General features: G+C 70.6%; 12 protein-coding genes. 7 read left to right on the top strand and 5 right to left on the bottom strand.

The window, feature by feature from the left end:
* Positions 1-99: 99 nt before the first annotated feature.
* The gene (gene mutM / locus ACZ56E_RS28970; RefSeq protein ID WP_471218631.1) at positions 100-960 is read left to right on the top strand and encodes a bifunctional DNA-formamidopyrimidine glycosylase/DNA-(apurinic or apyrimidinic site) lyase; all 861 of its coding nucleotides are present in this window, start codon (positions 100-102) and stop codon (positions 958-960) included.
* On the opposite strand, the gene ACZ56E_RS28965 is transcribed toward mutM, so the two are convergent.
* Positions 933-1,313 carry a winged helix-turn-helix transcriptional regulator gene (locus ACZ56E_RS28965; RefSeq protein WP_468611448.1) on the bottom strand — a complete coding sequence of 127 codons (381 nt, stop codon included), beginning with the start codon at positions 1,311-1,313 and terminating at the stop codon, positions 933-935. The two genes, mutM and ACZ56E_RS28965, sit on opposite strands and share 28 nt — an antisense overlap.
* Before the next feature lie 83 nt (positions 1,314-1,396).
* Entirely contained in the window at positions 1,397-2,278 is an 882-nt protein-coding gene (locus ACZ56E_RS28960) for a CAP domain-containing protein (RefSeq protein ID WP_471218629.1), read from the bottom strand.
* 128 nt (positions 2,279-2,406) lie between these two features.
* Here ACZ56E_RS28960 and ACZ56E_RS28955 point away from each other — a divergent pair, with 128 nt between their 5' ends.
* From ACZ56E_RS28955 to ACZ56E_RS28940, 4 genes are all read left to right on the top strand, one after another.
* Positions 2,407-2,688: an acylphosphatase gene (locus tag ACZ56E_RS28955; protein WP_468611446.1), complete on the top strand. Its 282-nt coding sequence runs from the start codon at positions 2,407-2,409 to the stop codon at positions 2,686-2,688.
* A gap of 402 nt (positions 2,689-3,090) precedes the next feature.
* Positions 3,091-3,294: a hypothetical protein gene (locus tag ACZ56E_RS28950; protein WP_098245029.1), complete on the top strand. Its 204-nt coding sequence runs from the start codon at positions 3,091-3,093 to the stop codon at positions 3,292-3,294.
* A gap of 260 nt (positions 3,295-3,554) precedes the next feature.
* Positions 3,555-7,115: a chromosome segregation protein SMC gene (gene smc, locus ACZ56E_RS28945; RefSeq protein ID WP_471218626.1), complete on the top strand. Its 3,561-nt coding sequence runs from the start codon at positions 3,555-3,557 to the stop codon at positions 7,113-7,115.
* A gap of 209 nt (positions 7,116-7,324) precedes the next feature.
* Positions 7,325-8,749, top strand: coding sequence for a sugar porter family MFS transporter (locus ACZ56E_RS28940; protein ID WP_471218624.1), 1,425 nt, complete (start codon positions 7,325-7,327; stop codon positions 8,747-8,749).
* A 53-nt stretch (positions 8,750-8,802) separates the two neighbouring features.
* On the opposite strand, the gene ACZ56E_RS28935 is transcribed toward ACZ56E_RS28940, so the two are convergent.
* Positions 8,803-9,786 carry an LLM class flavin-dependent oxidoreductase gene (locus ACZ56E_RS28935; RefSeq protein ID WP_471218622.1) on the bottom strand — a complete coding sequence of 328 codons (984 nt, stop codon included), beginning with the start codon at positions 9,784-9,786 and terminating at the stop codon, positions 8,803-8,805.
* 114 nt (positions 9,787-9,900) lie between these two features.
* A complete protein-coding gene (locus ACZ56E_RS28930) occupies positions 9,901-11,352 on the bottom strand; it encodes a purine-cytosine permease family protein (RefSeq protein ID WP_471218620.1) in 1,452 nt (483 codons plus the stop codon).
* A gap of 199 nt (positions 11,353-11,551) precedes the next feature.
* Here ACZ56E_RS28930 and ftsY point away from each other — a divergent pair, with 199 nt between their 5' ends.
* A complete protein-coding gene (gene ftsY, locus ACZ56E_RS28925) occupies positions 11,552-12,787 on the top strand; it encodes a signal recognition particle-docking protein FtsY (protein ID WP_471218618.1) in 1,236 nt (411 codons plus the stop codon).
* A 90-nt stretch (positions 12,788-12,877) separates the two neighbouring features.
* On the opposite strand, the gene ACZ56E_RS28920 is transcribed toward ftsY, so the two are convergent.
* Positions 12,878-13,543: a bifunctional DNA primase/polymerase gene (locus ACZ56E_RS28920; protein ID WP_468611441.1), complete on the bottom strand. Its 666-nt coding sequence runs from the start codon at positions 13,541-13,543 to the stop codon at positions 12,878-12,880.
* A 421-nt stretch (positions 13,544-13,964) separates the two neighbouring features.
* On the opposite strand from ACZ56E_RS28920, the gene nsdA reads away from it, so the two are divergent.
* On the top strand, positions 13,965-15,446 hold the full coding sequence (gene nsdA / locus ACZ56E_RS28915; protein WP_471218615.1) for a transcriptional repressor NsdA: 1,482 nt from the start codon (positions 13,965-13,967) through the stop codon (positions 15,444-15,446).
* Positions 15,447-15,460: the final 14 nt, after the last annotated feature.

Here is a 15,460-nt window from a genome sequence, read left to right as displayed (position 1 = left end):
CAAGGAGTGCGAAGACCGGCTCCGAGGGGGCGTGCCGACGGCCAAGAGCCACGCGACACGCTGCCGATTCCCACCCCCGCGCACCCGTCGAGGAGCCCCGTGCCCGAGCTGCCCGAAGTCGAAGTCGTCCGGCGCGGCCTGGAGCGCTGGGTCAGCGGGCGGGTCGTCTCGGACGTGCAGGTCCTGCATCCCCGTGCGGTCCGGCGGCACGTGGCGGGCGGCACCGACTTCGGCGACCGGCTGGCGGGCCACCGGATCGGGCTCGCGCAGCGGCGCGGCAAGTACTTGTGGCTGCCGCTCGCCGACTCCGCGCAGTCGGTCCTGGCCCATCTGGGCATGAGCGGCCAGCTGCTGGTGCAGCCGCACGACGCCCCCGACGAGAAGCACCTGCGGATCCGCGTCCGCTTCGCCGATGCTCAGGGCACCGAGCTTCGCTTCGTCGACCAGCGCACCTTCGGCGGGCTCTCGCTCCACGACAACACCCCCGACGGGCTCCCGGACGTCATCGCGCACATCGCGCGGGACCCGCTGGACGGCGCGTTCGACGACGACGCCTTCCATGCCGCGCTGCGCCGCCGGCGTACGACGATCAAGCGGGCACTGCTCGACCAGTCGCTGATCAGCGGCGTCGGCAACATCTACGCGGACGAGGCGCTGTGGCGCGCGAAGCTGCACTACGAACGGCCCACCGGCACCCTCACGCGCCCGCGCACCGCCGAACTCCTCGGCCACGTACGGGACGTGATGAACGCGGCGCTCGCCGTCGGCGGCACCAGCTTCGACAGCCTCTACGTCAACGTGAACGGTGAATCAGGCTATTTCGACCGCTCGCTGGACGCCTACGGCCGGGAGAACGAGCCGTGCCGCCGCTGCGGCACCCCGATCCGCCGGCGCCCCTGGATGAACCGGTCCAGCTACTTCTGCCCGCGCTGTCAGCGGCCGCCGCGCGTCGCGTCGTAGGCCTCCCGTGCCCGCAGCACGTCGTCCTGCCGGCTCTCCACGAAACGGATCAGGGCCAGCAGGCGCTCGGCGACCTCGCGTCCCAGCGGGGTGAGCCGGTAGTCCACGCGCGGGGGATTGGTCGGCTGTGCGTCGCGGTGGACGAGACCGTCGCGCTCCAGCGCGTGCAGGGTCTGGGAGAGCATCTTCTCGCTCACGCCGTCGACACGGCGACGCAGTTCGTTGAAGCGGAAGGTGCCGTCGTGCAGCGCTCCGAGCGTGAGCGCGCCCCAGCGCCCGGTGACGTGCTCCAGCGTGCCCCGCGACGGGCACTGCCGGGAGAACACGTCGTACGCCAGGTCGGTGGATTCCATGCCGACACGATACGCCCGCACAGCGCTTTCGAATAGTTAGCGCTGGCTGGCGGGGGCGGGTTGGACTAAAAAAGAGGTCGGGCTCAGAAGCCGAAGTCCTGCGTCCACCACGGACCGCCCGGCGCGAAGTGCGCGCCGACGCCCATGGTCTTGTAGTCGCAGTTGAGGATGTTGGCGCGGTGGCCCTCGCTGTTCATCCAGGCGTCCATCACGGCTCGCGCGTCGGCCTGGCCGCGGGCGATGTTCTCCCCGCCGAGGTCGGCTATGCCGGCCTTCTCGGCGCGGTCCCACGGCGTCGCGCCGTCCGGGTCCGTGTGGTCGAAGAAGTCGCGCTCCGCCATGTCGGCGCTGAAGTCGCCGGCCAGTGCCGCGAGCCGGTCGTCGGCCCGCACCGGCCGGCAGCCGACCTTGGCCCGCTCCTGGTTGACCAGTGTGAGCACCGCGGCCTCCGCAGCCGTCTCGCCGGACGAGGACTGCGAGCTCGCAGGGGGAGCCTTGGGCTTCTCCTCGGGCGTACGGGACGGGGGCGACGTCGGCTTCTTGACGGGGTCCGGCTTCTTCGGGGTCTGCCTCGACGGTTTCTCGGACGGCGTCTTCGAAGGCTTCGGGTCGGCCTTGGAGGGGGTGGGCCTCGGCGCCTCGGGGCGGTCGGTGCCACGGCTCGGCGACGGCTTGCCGCGGTCGGCCTCGGCGCCCGAGCCGCCCTGGGCGTCCACCTCGGTCGGGACGGCCGCGGAACGCACCTCGCCCGGCTCGCCGCCACCGCCGAGGCGGTAGTTGTCGCTGCCCGGCAGCACGCCCGCGGCGACCGCGACGGCGCCCATCGCGACGGCGGCGGAGACCCCGAGCAGGCCGGTGCGCACCGGGGTGGCGGCGCGGCCCTTGCGGCGGTGCGACACCGTCCCGGGGTGGTCCTCAGGGGTGGCGGCGGCCTGTCCAGCGCCGGAGCGTCGGTGGCGTCCCATCTCCTGGCCTTTCGTCCTGCGATCAACGTGACTCACTCGTATGAGTGAGGCTCATCGATTCGGGACTGTACGCGATGACGGATGGGGACGAAGTGCTCCCTGAGCAATTGGCCGGTTAGCGTGCTCCCATGAACGATGACGTGCGACTCACCGCCTGGGTGCGGGGACGCGTGCAGGCCGTGGGATTCCGCTGGTTCACGCGGGCCAAGGCGCTGGAGATCGGCGGCCTGAGTGGCTTTGCTCTCAATCTGGAGGACGGCCGCGTACAGGTCGTCGCCGAAGGCCCCCGGATCGGCTGCCAGAAACTGCTCGACTGGCTCCGCGAGGGCGACACACCCGGGCGAGTGGACGGTGTCACCGAGATCTGGGACACACCACGTGGCATATACGAGACCTTCGCCATCCGCTGACCGTGACCCGCACGAACGCGGCGCGGAGGGAGCGCCACGGCGCCGGACGTGTGTCCCGGGCAACTGCCTGAGGCAGAAAAAGCCTGGTGGTTGCCAAGAAGGGCTTGCCGTGGCAGGCTCCCCGAGTAAGGATGATCTCCACGCCCCCAGGGCCCCGAAGGAGTAGCAGCGCCGCCCGTTCAGAGGCCGCGCGCCCCCGGGTCGCCCGCCAATACGGGGCGTGATCGTGTTGACCGTCAAACTTTTTGGTGAGACTCTGGAAGCCCCGCGCACCTTAGCTGTTTGGCATGTGAGAACGGCCAGCAAGACCCAGCGAAACAACAAGTGCCAAGCACCGCGGGTGCGAATCCCTCACGACCCACACCGCTTCGGTCGGTCACTCAGTGTGGAGGACCATCCATCATGGCAAAGGCGCTTCTCGGTTACGTCGGCGGCAGCGACCCGCGACTCCTCGCCGAGATGCGACGGCTCCAGCAGCGCGTCCAGGACCTGGAATCCGAGCTCGTTCGGATCCAGGCGGAGAACGACGCGCTGGCGGCTGCCGCTTCTCACGAATCGCTCCTGGAGAGCATCGACGTACCCCAGGCGGAGCCTGCGCTCACCTGATCCCTATCCGATGACGAACATATGGGCCTCGCCTTGTCGTAAGGGCCCGTACTAAGCAAGTGGTCAGGCTGTAGTGTCAGCCGCTTGTCCAGATCTGCAAGGGACGCTTCGGCGTCCCTTCTTTCTTGTCCCGGCCCGGGTCCGGCTCGGCCCTGCTTTGCCCCGGCGTACGCTGCTCTCTTTACCGTGGTCTCTTTACCGTCTGATGTGCCCTGCACCTTCATCGGTGAAACTGTCAGCGAAAGGTAGAGTCCGACGGCGTGCATCTCAAGGCCCTGACCCTGCGCGGCTTCAAGTCCTTCGCGTCGGCGACGACGCTGAAGTTCGAACCGGGCATCACCTGTGTCGTCGGACCCAACGGCTCCGGCAAGTCCAACGTCGTGGACGCGCTCAGCTGGGTCATGGGCGAGCAGGGCGCCAAATCCCTGCGCGGCGGCAAGATGGAGGACGTCATCTTCGCCGGCACCACCGGGCGGCCCCCGCTCGGCCGCGCCGAGGTCTCCCTCACCATCGACAACTCCGACGGCGCCCTGCCCATCGAGTACGCCGAGGTCACCATCACGCGGATCATGTTCCGCAACGGCGGCAGCGAGTACCAGATCAACGGCGACACCTGCCGCCTCCTCGACATCCAGGAACTGCTCTCCGACTCCGGCATCGGCCGGGAGATGCACGTCATCGTCGGCCAGGGCCAGCTCGACGGGGTGCTGCACGCCGACCCGATGGGGCGCCGCGCGTTCATCGAGGAGGCCGCGGGCGTCCTCAAGCACCGCAAGCGCAAGGAGAAGGCCCTCCGCAAGCTCGACGCGATGCAGGCCAACCTCGCGCGCGTGCAGGACCTCACCGACGAGCTGCGCCGCCAGCTCAAACCGCTCGGCCGGCAGGCCGCCGTCGCCCGCAGGGCCGCCGTCATCCAGGCCGACCTGCGCGACGCCCGGCTCCGACTGCTCGCCGACGACCTCGTACGGCTGCGCGAGGCGCTGAACGCCGAGGTCGCCGACGAGGCCGCGCTCAAGGAGCGCAGGGACAGCGCCGAGGCCGAGCTGAAGACCGCCGTGCAACGCGAGGCCCAGCTGGAAGAAGAGGTGCGACGCCTCACCCCGCGACTCCAGCGCGCCCAGCAGACCTGGTACGAGCTGTCCCAGCTGGCCGAGCGCGTGCGCGGCACCGTCTCGCTGGCCGAGGCCCGGGTCAAGAGCGCCACCGCCGCACCTCCCGAGGAGCGGCGCGGCCGCGACCCCGAGGACCTGGAGCGCGAGGCCGCCCGCATCCGCGAACAGGAGGCCGAGCTCGAAGCCGCCCTGGAGGCCGCCGAGCACGCCCTGGAGGACACGGTCGCCCACCGGGCCGAGCTGGAACGGCAGCTGGCGGCCGAGGAGCGCCGCCTCAAGGACGTCGCGCGGGCCATCGCCGACCGGCGCGAGGGCCTCGCACGGCTGCACGGACAGGTCAACGCGGCCCGCTCGCGCGCCGCGTCCGCCCAGGCCGAGATCGACCGGCTCGCCGAGGCGCGGGACGGAGCCGCCGAGCGCGCCGTCGCGGCCCAGGAGGAGTACGAGCAGCTCAAGGCCGAGGTCGACGGGCTCGACGCGGACGACGCGGAGCTCGGCGAGCGGCACGACGCGGCGAAGCGGGAGCTCGCCGAGGCCGAGGCGGCGCTCACCGCGGCGCGGGAGGCGGCCACCGGCGCCGAGCGCAGCCGGGCCGCGGTCGCGGCCCGGCACGAGGCGCTCGCGCTCGGCCTGCGCCGCAAGGACGGCACCGGCGCGCTGCTCGCCGCCAAGGACCAGCTCACCGGCCTGCTCGGCCCCGCCGCCACCCTGCTCACCGTCGCCCCCGGCTACGAGGTGCCCGTCGCGGCCGCGCTCGGCGCCGGGGCCGACGCCATCGCCGTGCACGGTCCCGGCACGGCCGCCGAAGCCATCCGGCTGCTCCGCAAGCAGGACGCGGGCCGGGCGGCGCTGCTGCTCGGCGGCGCCCCCGAGGACGTACAGCCGGAGCGTCCCGGCGGGCCGCCGTACGTCGCCGATCTCGTGCGGGGGCCCGACGAGCTGATGCCCGCGGTGCGGCGGCTGCTGCGCGGGATCGTCGCCGTCGGCACGCTGGAGGACGCCGAGGATCTCGTCTACGCCCACCCGGAGCTGACCGCCGTCACCGCCGAAGGGGACCTGCTCGGGGCGCACTTCGCGCAGGGCGGGTCCGCCGGCGCGCCCAGCCTGCTCGAAGTGCAGGCGTCCGTCGACGAGGCCGCCGCCGAGCTGGAGCGACTGGCCGCACAGTGCGAGGAGTTGTCGGAGGCTCAGCGGAGCGCGGGGGAGCGGCGCAGGGAATGTGCCGCGCTCGTCGAGGAGTTGGGGGAGCGGCGGCGGGCCGCCGACCGGGAGAAGTCCTCCGTGGCGCAGCAGTTGGGGCGGCTCGCCGGGCAGGCGCGGGGCGCCGCGGGCGAGGCCGAGCGGAGTACTGCGGCCGCGGCCAAGGCCCAGGACGCGCTGGACAAGGCGGTCGAGGAGGCGGAGGAGCTCGCCGAGCGGCTCGCCGTCGCCGAGGAGGCGTCCCCTTCCGGCTCGGAGGAGGAGCCCGACACCTCCGTGCGCGACCGGCTCGCCGCCGACGGTGCCAACGCTCGGCAGACCGAGATGGAGGCCAGGCTCCAGGCCCGTACGCACGAGGAGCGGGTGAAGGCCCTCGCGGGCCGCGCCGACTCCCTGGACCGGGCCGCGCGCGCCGAACGCGAGGCACGCGCGCGTGCCGAGCAGCGCAGGGCGCGGCTGCGCCACGAGGCCGCGGTCGCCGGGGCCGTCGCCGCAGGCGGGCGTCAGCTGCTCGCCCACGTCGAGGTCTCCCTCGTACGCGCGCAGGAAGAGCGGACCGCCGCCGAGCGCGCCAAGGAGGTGCGGGAGCGGGATCTGGGGGCCGAGCGCGCCCGGGGCCGCGACCTCAAGGCCGAACTCGACAAACTCACGGATTACGTTCACCGCGGCGAGGTACTCGGTGCCGAGAAGAGGCTGCGGATCGAGCAGCTGGAGACCAAGGCGCTGGAGGAACTCGGTGTGGAACCGGCGGGACTCGTCGCCGACTACGGCCCCGATCAGCCCGTGCCGCCCTCGCCCCCCGCCGACGGGGAGGAGCTGCCCGACGACCCGCGGCACCCGCGCAACCAGCCGGTGCCGTTCGTCCGCGAGGAGCAGGAGAAGCGGCTCAGGTCAGCCGAACGGGCGTATCAGCAGCTCGGGAAAGTGAATCCGCTGGCCCTCGAGGAGTTCGCGGCGCTGGAGGAGCGCCACAAGTTCCTGAGCGAGCAGCTCGAAGACCTGAAGAAGACGCGGACCGACCTCCTCCAGGTGGTGAAGGAGGTCGACGAACGCGTCGAGCAGGTCTTCACCGAGGCCTATTACGACACGGCGCGGGAGTTCGAGGGTGTCTTCTCGCGGCTCTTCCCGGGCGGTGAGGGACGGCTCGTCCTGACCGATCCCGACAACATGCTCACCACGGGCATCGACGTCGAGGCCCGGCCGCCGGGCAAGAAGGTCAAGCGGCTCTCGCTGCTGTCCGGCGGCGAGCGTTCGCTGACGGCCGTGGCGCTGCTCGTCTCGATCTTCAAGGCGCGGCCCAGCCCGTTCTACGTGATGGACGAGGTCGAGGCGGCGCTCGACGACACCAACCTGCAGCGGCTCATCCGCATCATGCAGGAGCTGCAGGAGGCCTCGCAGCTCATCGTGATCACGCACCAGAAGCGCACGATGGAGGTCGCCGACGCGCTGTACGGCGTCTCGATGCAGGGTGACGGCGTCTCCAAGGTCATCAGCCAGCGCCTCCGCTAGCCCTTCCCTTCAGGACTTCAAGACTTGAACACAAGCAGCTCCAGAGTGCCCTCAAATTCACAGCAGCCCACCTATTGACTTCGAAACTTGAAGGCATAGTCTCTGCAACGTTGCTTTTACCTTCAGGTGGTGGGCGGCGTGAAGTTGTGCGCCACTTGAAGAGCTCGCCCCCACCCCCGGCAGCGCTGCCGGTGGCCCGAGGAGTACACGTGACCAGCACATCGCAGGCGCCCCAGTCCGGAGCCAGAGAGGCCCACCCGGACCATCTCGGCCATGTCATCTTCATTACGGCGGCGGCCGCGATGGGTGGCTTCCTCTTCGGCTACGACAGTTCGGTGATCAATGGCGCGACCGTCGCCATCCAGCACCGCTTCGACGTCGACGCCAACATGCTCGGCTGGATCATCGCCACCGCGCTGTTGGGCTGTGCCGTGGGCGCCGCGGTCGCCGGACGCATCGCCGACCGCATCGGCCGCATCCGCTGCATGCAGATCGCCGCCGTCCTCTTCGCGGCCAGCGCCGTCGGCTCGGCCCTGCCCTTCGCGGCCTGGGACCTCACGATGTGGCGCCTCATCGGCGGCATCGGCATCGGCATGGCCTCGGTGATCGGCCCGGCCTACATCGCCGAGGTCGCACCGCCCGCCTACCGCGGCCGGCTCGCCTCGTTCCAGCAGGCGGCCATCGTCATCGGCATCGCCGTCTCCCAGCTGGTCAACTGGGGCATCCTGAACATGGCCGACGGCGACCAGCGCGGCAAGCTGATGGGTCTCGAGGCCTGGCAGTGGATGCTCGGCGTCATGGTCGTCCCGGCGCTGCTCTACGGCCTGCTGTCCTTCATCATCCCCGAGTCGCCGCGCTTCCTGATCTCCGCAGGACGGCACACCGAGGCCAAGAAGGTGCTCGGCGAGGTCGAGGGCCACACCATCGACCTGGACGCCCGCGTCGACGAGATCGAGAAGGGCCTGCACCGGGAGCACAAGCCGTCCTTCAAGGACCTGCTCGGCAAGGTCGGCTTCCTGCCGATCGTGTGGATCGGCATCGGGCTCTCGGTCTTCCAGCAGCTCGTCGGCATCAACGTGATCTTCTACTACTCGAACCAGCTGTGGCAGTCGATCGGCAAGGACCCGTCCAGCTCGTTCCTGTACTCGTTCGAGACGTCGATCGTGAACATCGTCGGCACGGTCATCGCGATGATCTTCGTCGACCGCATCGGCCGCAAGCCCCTCGCCATCATCGGCTCCGCGGGCATGGCGGCGGCGCTCTTCACCATGGCGTGGGCGTTCTCGTACAAGACCGGCTCCGGTGACACCGTCTCGCTGCCGAACGCGCAGGGCCTGACCGCGATCATCGCCGCCAACGCCTTCGTGCTCTTCTTCGCCCTGTCCTGGGGTGTGGTCGTCTGGGTACTGCTCGGCGAGATCTTCCCGAACCGGATCCGCGCCGCCGCGCTCGGTGTGGCCGCCTCCGCCCAGTGGCTCGCCAACTTCGCGATCACCAAGACCTTCCCGAGCATGTCCGAGTGGTCCCTGACCGGCTCGTACATCATCTACGGCGCCTTCGCCGCGATCTCGATCCCCTTCGTCATGAAGTTCGTCAAGGAGACGAAGGGCAAGGCCCTGGAGGAGATGGGCTAAACCCCCGCTGCCCCCTCCTCTCCAGGAAGCTGCCCCGGCCCAAGGACTCGTGCTCACTTGTCCTTGAGCCGGGGCAGTACGTTTTCGCAGAAGTGGTGCAGGCTGCGCCAGCCCTCGTCGACGGGCATACCGCCGGAGAGCGGATGCAGGACGAGGTTCTCGGCGCCGCCCTTCGCGTACGCCACGCACTCGTCGGGCGTCAGGATCCGGTAGATCCCCTCGGCGCGCAGCTCCGCCACCGTGGTGGCCGACGACTTCACCGCCGAGCGGATGTGCTCGTTCTGCCAGGAGGCGTAGGTGCGGGCCTCGTGCAGGAAGTGCTCGCCGTGCTCGGCCCAGACGTCGTCCGGGTCGTCGGCGATGTGCAGGAGCGGGGTCTCGGCGGCCGGCATCATCGTCCAGCCCTCGGTGCCGTGCGCCGCGAGCTGTTCGTTGTAGTACGCCTCCAGCTCCGGCAGATGGGCGCTCGGGAAGAACGGCAGGCCGAGCCGGGCCGCCCGCCGGGCCGCCGCCTTCGATGAGCCGCCGACAAGCAGCAGCGGATGCGGCCGGGTGAAGGGGCGCGGCGTGACGCGCACCGTGCGGCCGCGGAAGGCGAACGGCTCGCCGGTCCAGGCCTGGAGCAGCGTCTCCAGCAGCTCGTCCTGGAGCTTTCCTCGGCTCTTCCAGTCGACGCCCGCCTGCTCGTACTCCTCCGGCCGGTAGCCGATCCCCGCCACCGTGACCAGGCGTCCCGCGCTCAGCAGGTCGAGTACGGCGATGTCCTCGGCGAGCCGCAGCGGGTCGTGCAGCGGCCCGATGACCGCGGACACCGTCACCGAGATGCGCCGGGTGGCGCCGAAGACGGCGCCCGCGAATGTGAAGGGCGAGGAGATCCAGTTGTTCTCCGCGCCGTGGTGCTCCTCCGTCTGGACCGTGGAGATGCCGCGGTCGTCCGCGTAGGCGGCCATCTCCAGGGCGGTCCGGTAGCGCTCGCTCAGCGAGGCGGGCGTCGCCGCGGGATCGACGAGATTGAAACGTACGACTGTGGTGGGCATGGAAACGTCCCCCTTCACCGTGCGTGGGCGGCGAAGGGGGACGTTAGCTGACGCGAAATCAGATGGATAGCCTCGTACGGGAGTTGGATGGTCCCGTCGGGAAGTTGGCGAGGATCAGGCGGAGACCAGCTCGGTGTCGTCCCCGCCCTTGCCGGCCGCCGCGTCCTGCTCCACCAGCGGCGTCTTCGGCAGGACCGCGTACAGCACGGCGGCGACGCCGATCGTGATCAGCCAGCCGAGGCCGTGCCGGCCGAGCCAGGACGTGGCGAGCGGGCCGCTGAACCAGTCGACCTTGGTGAAGAGCAGGCCCACCACCAGGGCGATCGCCCACGCCGCCATGGCCTGCCAGGCGAAGCCGGCCTTGTACCAGTAGGCGCTGGTGCGCTTGGTGTCCATCAGGGCCTCGCCGTCGTACGTCTTGCGGCGCAGCATGTCGATGCCGAAGACGCCGATCCAGGCGGAGAACGCGACCGCGAGGAGGGTGAGGAAGGAGATGAACGAGCCCATGAAGCTCGTCGCCACGTTCATCAGGATGTAGCCGAAGATCAGGCTGATGATCGCGTTCACGCTGACGGCCCAGGCGCGCGGGACCTTGATGCCGAGCGTCATGGCGGTGAAGCCCGCGGAGTACATCGACATCGAGTTGATCAGCAGCATGCCGACCAGGGCCATGATCAGGTACGGCACCGCGATCCACGTCGGGAGCAGCGAGCCGAGGAAGGAGACCGGGTCCTGCGCGGTGGAGAGCTTCGGCGCGGAGACCGCCATGACGGCGCCCATCAGGACCATCGGGACGACGACGATGGCGGCGCCGCCGACCGCGTGGCCGACCAGCGGCTTGTTCGAGGCGTTGCGCGGGAGGTAGCGCGTGAAGTCCGGGCCGGTGGGGACCCAGCTGATGCCGCCCGCCGCGATGGTGCCGACACCCGCGACCATCATCGCCGTGGAGCCCGCGGGCTTGTCGAAGACGGCGGACCAGTCGGTCTCGGCGAGGAGGTAGACGAGCACGAGCACGCTGAACGCGCCGAAGGCGTACGTCGACCAGGTGCTGCAGATGTGCAGGATCTTCCGGCCGAGGCCACTGATCAGGAACGTGCAGGTGACGAAGGCGACGAGCGTGACCACGGTCAGCCAGGTGCTCGACTTCACACCGAAGCAGATGTCCAGGACCGTGATGATCGCGTACGCACCGGTGACCGCGTTGATCGTCTCCCAGCCCCAGCGGGCGACCCAGATCAGGGCGCCCGGGAACAGGTTGCCGCGCTGGCCGAAGACCGCGCGCGAGAGCGTCATGCCGGGCGAACCGCCGCGCTTGCCGGCGACGGAGATCAGGCCGACCATGCCGTAGCTCAGCAGGGGCGAGACGAGCGCGACGACCAGGACCTGCCAGAAGTTCAGGCCGTTGGACACGATCAGACCCGCGCCCATGGTGAGCAGCAGGACGCTGATGTTGGCCGCGACCCACGTGGGGAAGAGTTCGCGGGTCTTGCCCGTGCGCTCGGCGTCCGGGACGGGCTCAAGGCCGCGCGTCTCGAGGGCGCCTTCGGATTCGGCGGTGGTGCTCATGGGGGTGGGTCCGTGCCTCTCGCTCGGCTCGCATCGTCGCGATCCGTCGGTGGGGGTTGATCGCGATGGACTCTACGCGCGTTGATGCAGAGAGCTCCATCGTACTTTAATCCGAGTAGTGCCTTCCCGTGGCATATGTTCTTTGGAGGAAAACACAATCTGGGCCTCTGCGGGGGCCATGGCCGATACTGGACGGGTTATGGAAATCGTCATCCTTGCTGTAGTCATCGCCGTGGTCGTGATCGGCGCGCTCGGCGGGCTCGTGATCGGCAGCCGCAAGAAGAAGCAGCTGCCCCCGCAGGCCCCGCCCTCCGCGCCCACCATCACCGCCCCTCCCGCCGAACCGAAGGTCGGCGACGAGGCCGAGACGCCGCGCGACGAACCGCGCCGCACGATCGAGGAGGTGGAACTCCCGCTCGTCGAGCCGTCGGCCACCGCGCCGGTCGTGGTCGAGGAGCCGGCCGTCGAAGAACCGGCCGCGCCGGAGATCGAGACCCCCGAGCCCACCGCAGGACGTCTGGTCCGGCTGCGCGCCCGGCTCTCCCGCTCGCAGAACGCGCTCGGCAAGGGACTGCTCACGCTGCTGTCCCGTGAGCACCTCGACGAGGACACCTGGGAGGAGATCGAGGACACCCTGCTCACCGCGGACGTCGGTGTCGCGCCCACCCAGGAGCTCGTGGAGCGGCTGCGCGAGCGCGTCCGCGTGCTCGGCACCCGCACCCCGGACGAGCTGCGCACCCTGCTCCGCGAGGAGCTCATCGCGCTCCTCGGTACCGGCGCCGGCACGGACTTCGACCGCACCGTGAAGACCGAGTCCGGCCTGGAGACGCCGGGCATCGTGATGGTCGTCGGGGTCAACGGCACCGGCAAGACCACCACCACCGGCAAGCTCGCGCGCGTCCTCGTCGCCGACGGCCGCTCGGTCGTCCTCGGCGCCGCCGACACCTTCCGCGCCGCCGCCGCCGACCAGTTGCAGACCTGGGGCGAGCGCGTCGGCGCCCGCACGGTCCGCGGCCCCGAGGGCGGCGACCCCGCCTCAATCGCCTTCGACGCGGTCAAGGAAGGCATCGCCGAAGGGGCGGACGTCGTCCTCATCGACACCGCCGGCCGACTGCACACCAAGACGGGCCTCATGGACGAGCTCGGCAAGGTCAAGCGCGTCGTCGAGAAGCACGCCCCGCTCGACGAGGTGCTGCTCGTCCTCGACGCCACGACCGGGCAGAACGGCCTGGTGCAGGCGCGGGTCTTCGCCGAGGTCGTCGACATCACGGGCATCGTCCTCACCAAGCTGGACGGCACGGCCAAGGGTGGCATCGTCGTCGCCGTGCAGCGCGAACTGGGCGTGCCGGTCAAGCTGATCGGCCTCGGCGAGGGCGCGGACGACCTGGCGCCGTTCGAGCCGGAGGCGTTCGTGGACGCGCTCATCGGGGACTGACACAGGCTCCGAGAGGCCGGAACTCTCGTACGCAGGAGAAGGGCCCCCTCGCACGGTGCAGATGCGAGGGGGCCCTTCCGTCGTCCGGCGCTACGCGGGGGAGCGGTGTGCCACGTACGCCAGGGTTCCCAGGAGGAGCCGCGCCTCGGGCGGGTTCGTCGCCGTGTCGAGCGCCGGGGAGCGGAGCCAGCGGACCGGGCCAAGGCCGCCCCGGTCGGACGGCGGCGCCGTGATGTGGTCGCCCCGGCCGAGGCCGTGCAGGTCCAGGTCGGCGCCGTCCCAGCCCATGCGGTAGAGCAGCTGGGGGAGTCCGGCCGCGGCGCCGGGGGCGACGAAGAACTGCGCCCGGCCGTCCGGCGTGACCGCCACCGGCCCGAGGGGGAGCCCCATCCGCTCCAGCCGGACCAGGGCGCGCCGCCCCGCGGCCTCCGCCACCTCGAGCACGTCGAACGCGCGGCCCACCGGCAGCAGCACGGCGGCGCCGGGGAACTCCGCCCAGGCGTCCGCCACTTCGTCCAGGGTGGCCCCGGCCGGGACCTCGGGCGCGAAGCCCAGCGGGTGGGCGCCGGGGGCCGGGCAAGCGGTGGCTCCGCACGAACAGGTGCCGTCCACGGCGGCCCGGGCGCCGGGCACCGCGGCCCAGCCCCACAGGCCGGTGTACTCCGCCACCGCGGTGCAGTCCGATGTGCGGCCGCGCCGCCGTGATCCGGTCCGGGGCCTGTCGGTTCCCCGGATGCCGCCGATCGTGAAGCCCATGCCCCCTCCAACGTGTCGCGCGTGCAGCGGTTACGAAACGGAATCGGCTCGTGACCGTCTGTCCTTGAGGCGGCGCTCGAAGCATTCACGGTGGTGCGCCGGTCATTGTGCGCCCCGGTGCACTCCGCTCCGCCCACTTTCCCTCGACCTGTGTCAAGTGAATCGCTTGTCGCCGCAAGGGAGTTCATTCGAAGGGGTGGCGAATGGTGGCGTTTCCGCAATCGCCCTCGCCGGACCCGTGATCGTAGGATTACTTTCGGTACATGGCCCTGGGAGTTCGAGCACTCGCGGGTATGCCGGAGGCAAGTCGGTTTCCTGTTCGACGGGTGACATTCTCCGGACGGGCGGCCGCAAGGCGCGGCATTCTGTTAGGGCTTGGCGTGGACAGCGCGCAAGTGTCATGATGGATGGGGGCGTTCCAGTGAGCGGCAACGGTGGAGGCGGCACGCACGCCACAAGCGCCGAGAAGCGCCCCAACGAGATGCTCACGTCCTGGTTCGTGCGCAGCGGCTGGTCGAAGGGCGAGCTGGCCCGGCAAGTGAACCGTAGGGCACGGCAGTTGGGCGCTCATCATATTTCCACCGACACCTCGCGGGTGCGCCGCTGGCTGGACGGCGAGAATCCGCGCGAGCCGATTCCCCGCATCCTCTCCGAGCTGTTCTCCGAGCGCTTCGGCTGCGTCGTCGCCGTCGAGGACCTGGGGCTCCGCCCGGCCCACCGCACGCCCGCCTCCTCCGGGGTCGACCTGCCCTGGACCGGTCCGCAGACGGTCGCCCTCATCAGTGAGTTCTCGCGCAGCGACCTGATGCTCGCCCGGCGCGGCTTCCTCGGCACCTCGCTCGCGCTCTCCGCGGGTCCCGCCCTCATCGAGCCCATGCAGCGCTGGCTCGTGCCCGCGCCCTCGTCCCCGCGCCAGGACCCCGAGCCCGCCGTGTCGCGCCGCCCGGCGCGGCTCTCCAAGCCGGAGCTCGACCTCCTGGAGTCCACGACGGTGATGTTCCGCCAGTGGGACGCCCAGTGCGGGGGAGGGCTCCGCCGCAAGGCCGTCGTCGGACAGCTGCACGAAGTGACGGACCTGCTGCAGGAGCCCCAGCCCGAAGCCACCTCCAAGCGCCTCTTCAAGGTCGCGGGCGAGCTCGCCGAGCTGGCGGGCTGGATGAGCTACGACGTGGGACTCCAGCCCACCGCCCAGAAGTACTTCGTCCTCGCCCTGCACGCCGCCAAGGAAGCGGGCGAGAAGCCCCTCGGGTCGTACATCCTCTCGAGCATGAGCCGCCAGATGATCCACCTCGGCCGCCCGGACGACGCGCTCGAGCTCATCCACCTCGCGCAGTACGGCAGCCGGGACTGCGCGGGACCGCGCACCCAGTCCATGCTGTATGCGATGGAGGCCCGGGCGTACGCCAGCATGGGCCAGCCCGGCAAGTGCAAGCGGGCCGTGCGGATGGCCGAGGACACCTTCGCCGACGCCGAGGACTTCGCCGAGCCCGAGCCGGACTGGATCCGCTTCTTCTCCGAGGCCGAGCTGAACGGGGAGAACGCCCACTCGTACCGCGACCTGGCCTACGTGGCAGGCCGCAGCCCCACCTACGCCTCGCTCGCCGAGCCCGTCATGGACCGCGCGGTCGAGCTCTTCGAATCCGACACCGAACACCAGCGTTCGTACGCGCTGAACCTCATCGGCAAAGCCACCGTCCACCTGCTGCAACGCGAGCCCGAGCAGAGCACTGTCCTCGCCGGACAGGCCCTCGACATCGCCAAGAAAGTCCGCTCCGAGCGGGTCAACACCCGCCTGCGCAAAACCGTCGACACGGCCGTCCGCGACTTCGGAGACGTCGCCGAGGTCGTCCAGCTCACCGAGCGACTCGCCATCGAGATGCCGGAGACCGCGGAGGCGGTCTGACCCCCGGCACGACC

Source organism: Streptomyces sp. NPDC039480 (assembly GCF_055597165.1).
The sequence above is the reverse complement of the archived record's forward strand: the minus strand, read 5'-3'. Positions and strand labels throughout refer to the sequence as shown.

Bases quoted from the DNA above. Each gene is read 5' to 3' on its own strand.
- ACZ56E_RS28965 (WP_468611448.1), bottom strand. From the start codon at position 1,313: ATGGAATCCACCGACCTGGCGTACGACGTGTTCTCCCGGCAGTGCCCG.
- ACZ56E_RS28960 (WP_471218629.1), bottom strand. From the start codon at position 2,278: ATGGGACGCCACCGACGCTCCGGCGCTGGACAGGCCGCCGCCACCCCT.
- ACZ56E_RS28955 (WP_468611446.1), top strand. From the start codon at position 2,407: ATGAACGATGACGTGCGACTCACCGCCTGGGTGCGGGGACGCGTGCAG.
- ACZ56E_RS28950 (WP_098245029.1), top strand. From the start codon at position 3,091: ATGGCAAAGGCGCTTCTCGGTTACGTCGGCGGCAGCGACCCGCGACTC.
- ACZ56E_RS28935 (WP_471218622.1), bottom strand. From the start codon at position 9,786: ATGCCCACCACAGTCGTACGTTTCAATCTCGTCGATCCCGCGGCGACG.
- ACZ56E_RS28930 (WP_471218620.1), bottom strand. From the start codon at position 11,352: ATGAGCACCACCGCCGAATCCGAAGGCGCCCTCGAGACGCGCGGCCTT.
- ftsY (WP_471218618.1), top strand. From the start codon at position 11,552: ATGGAAATCGTCATCCTTGCTGTAGTCATCGCCGTGGTCGTGATCGGC.
- ACZ56E_RS28920 (WP_468611441.1), bottom strand. From the start codon at position 13,543: ATGGGCTTCACGATCGGCGGCATCCGGGGAACCGACAGGCCCCGGACC.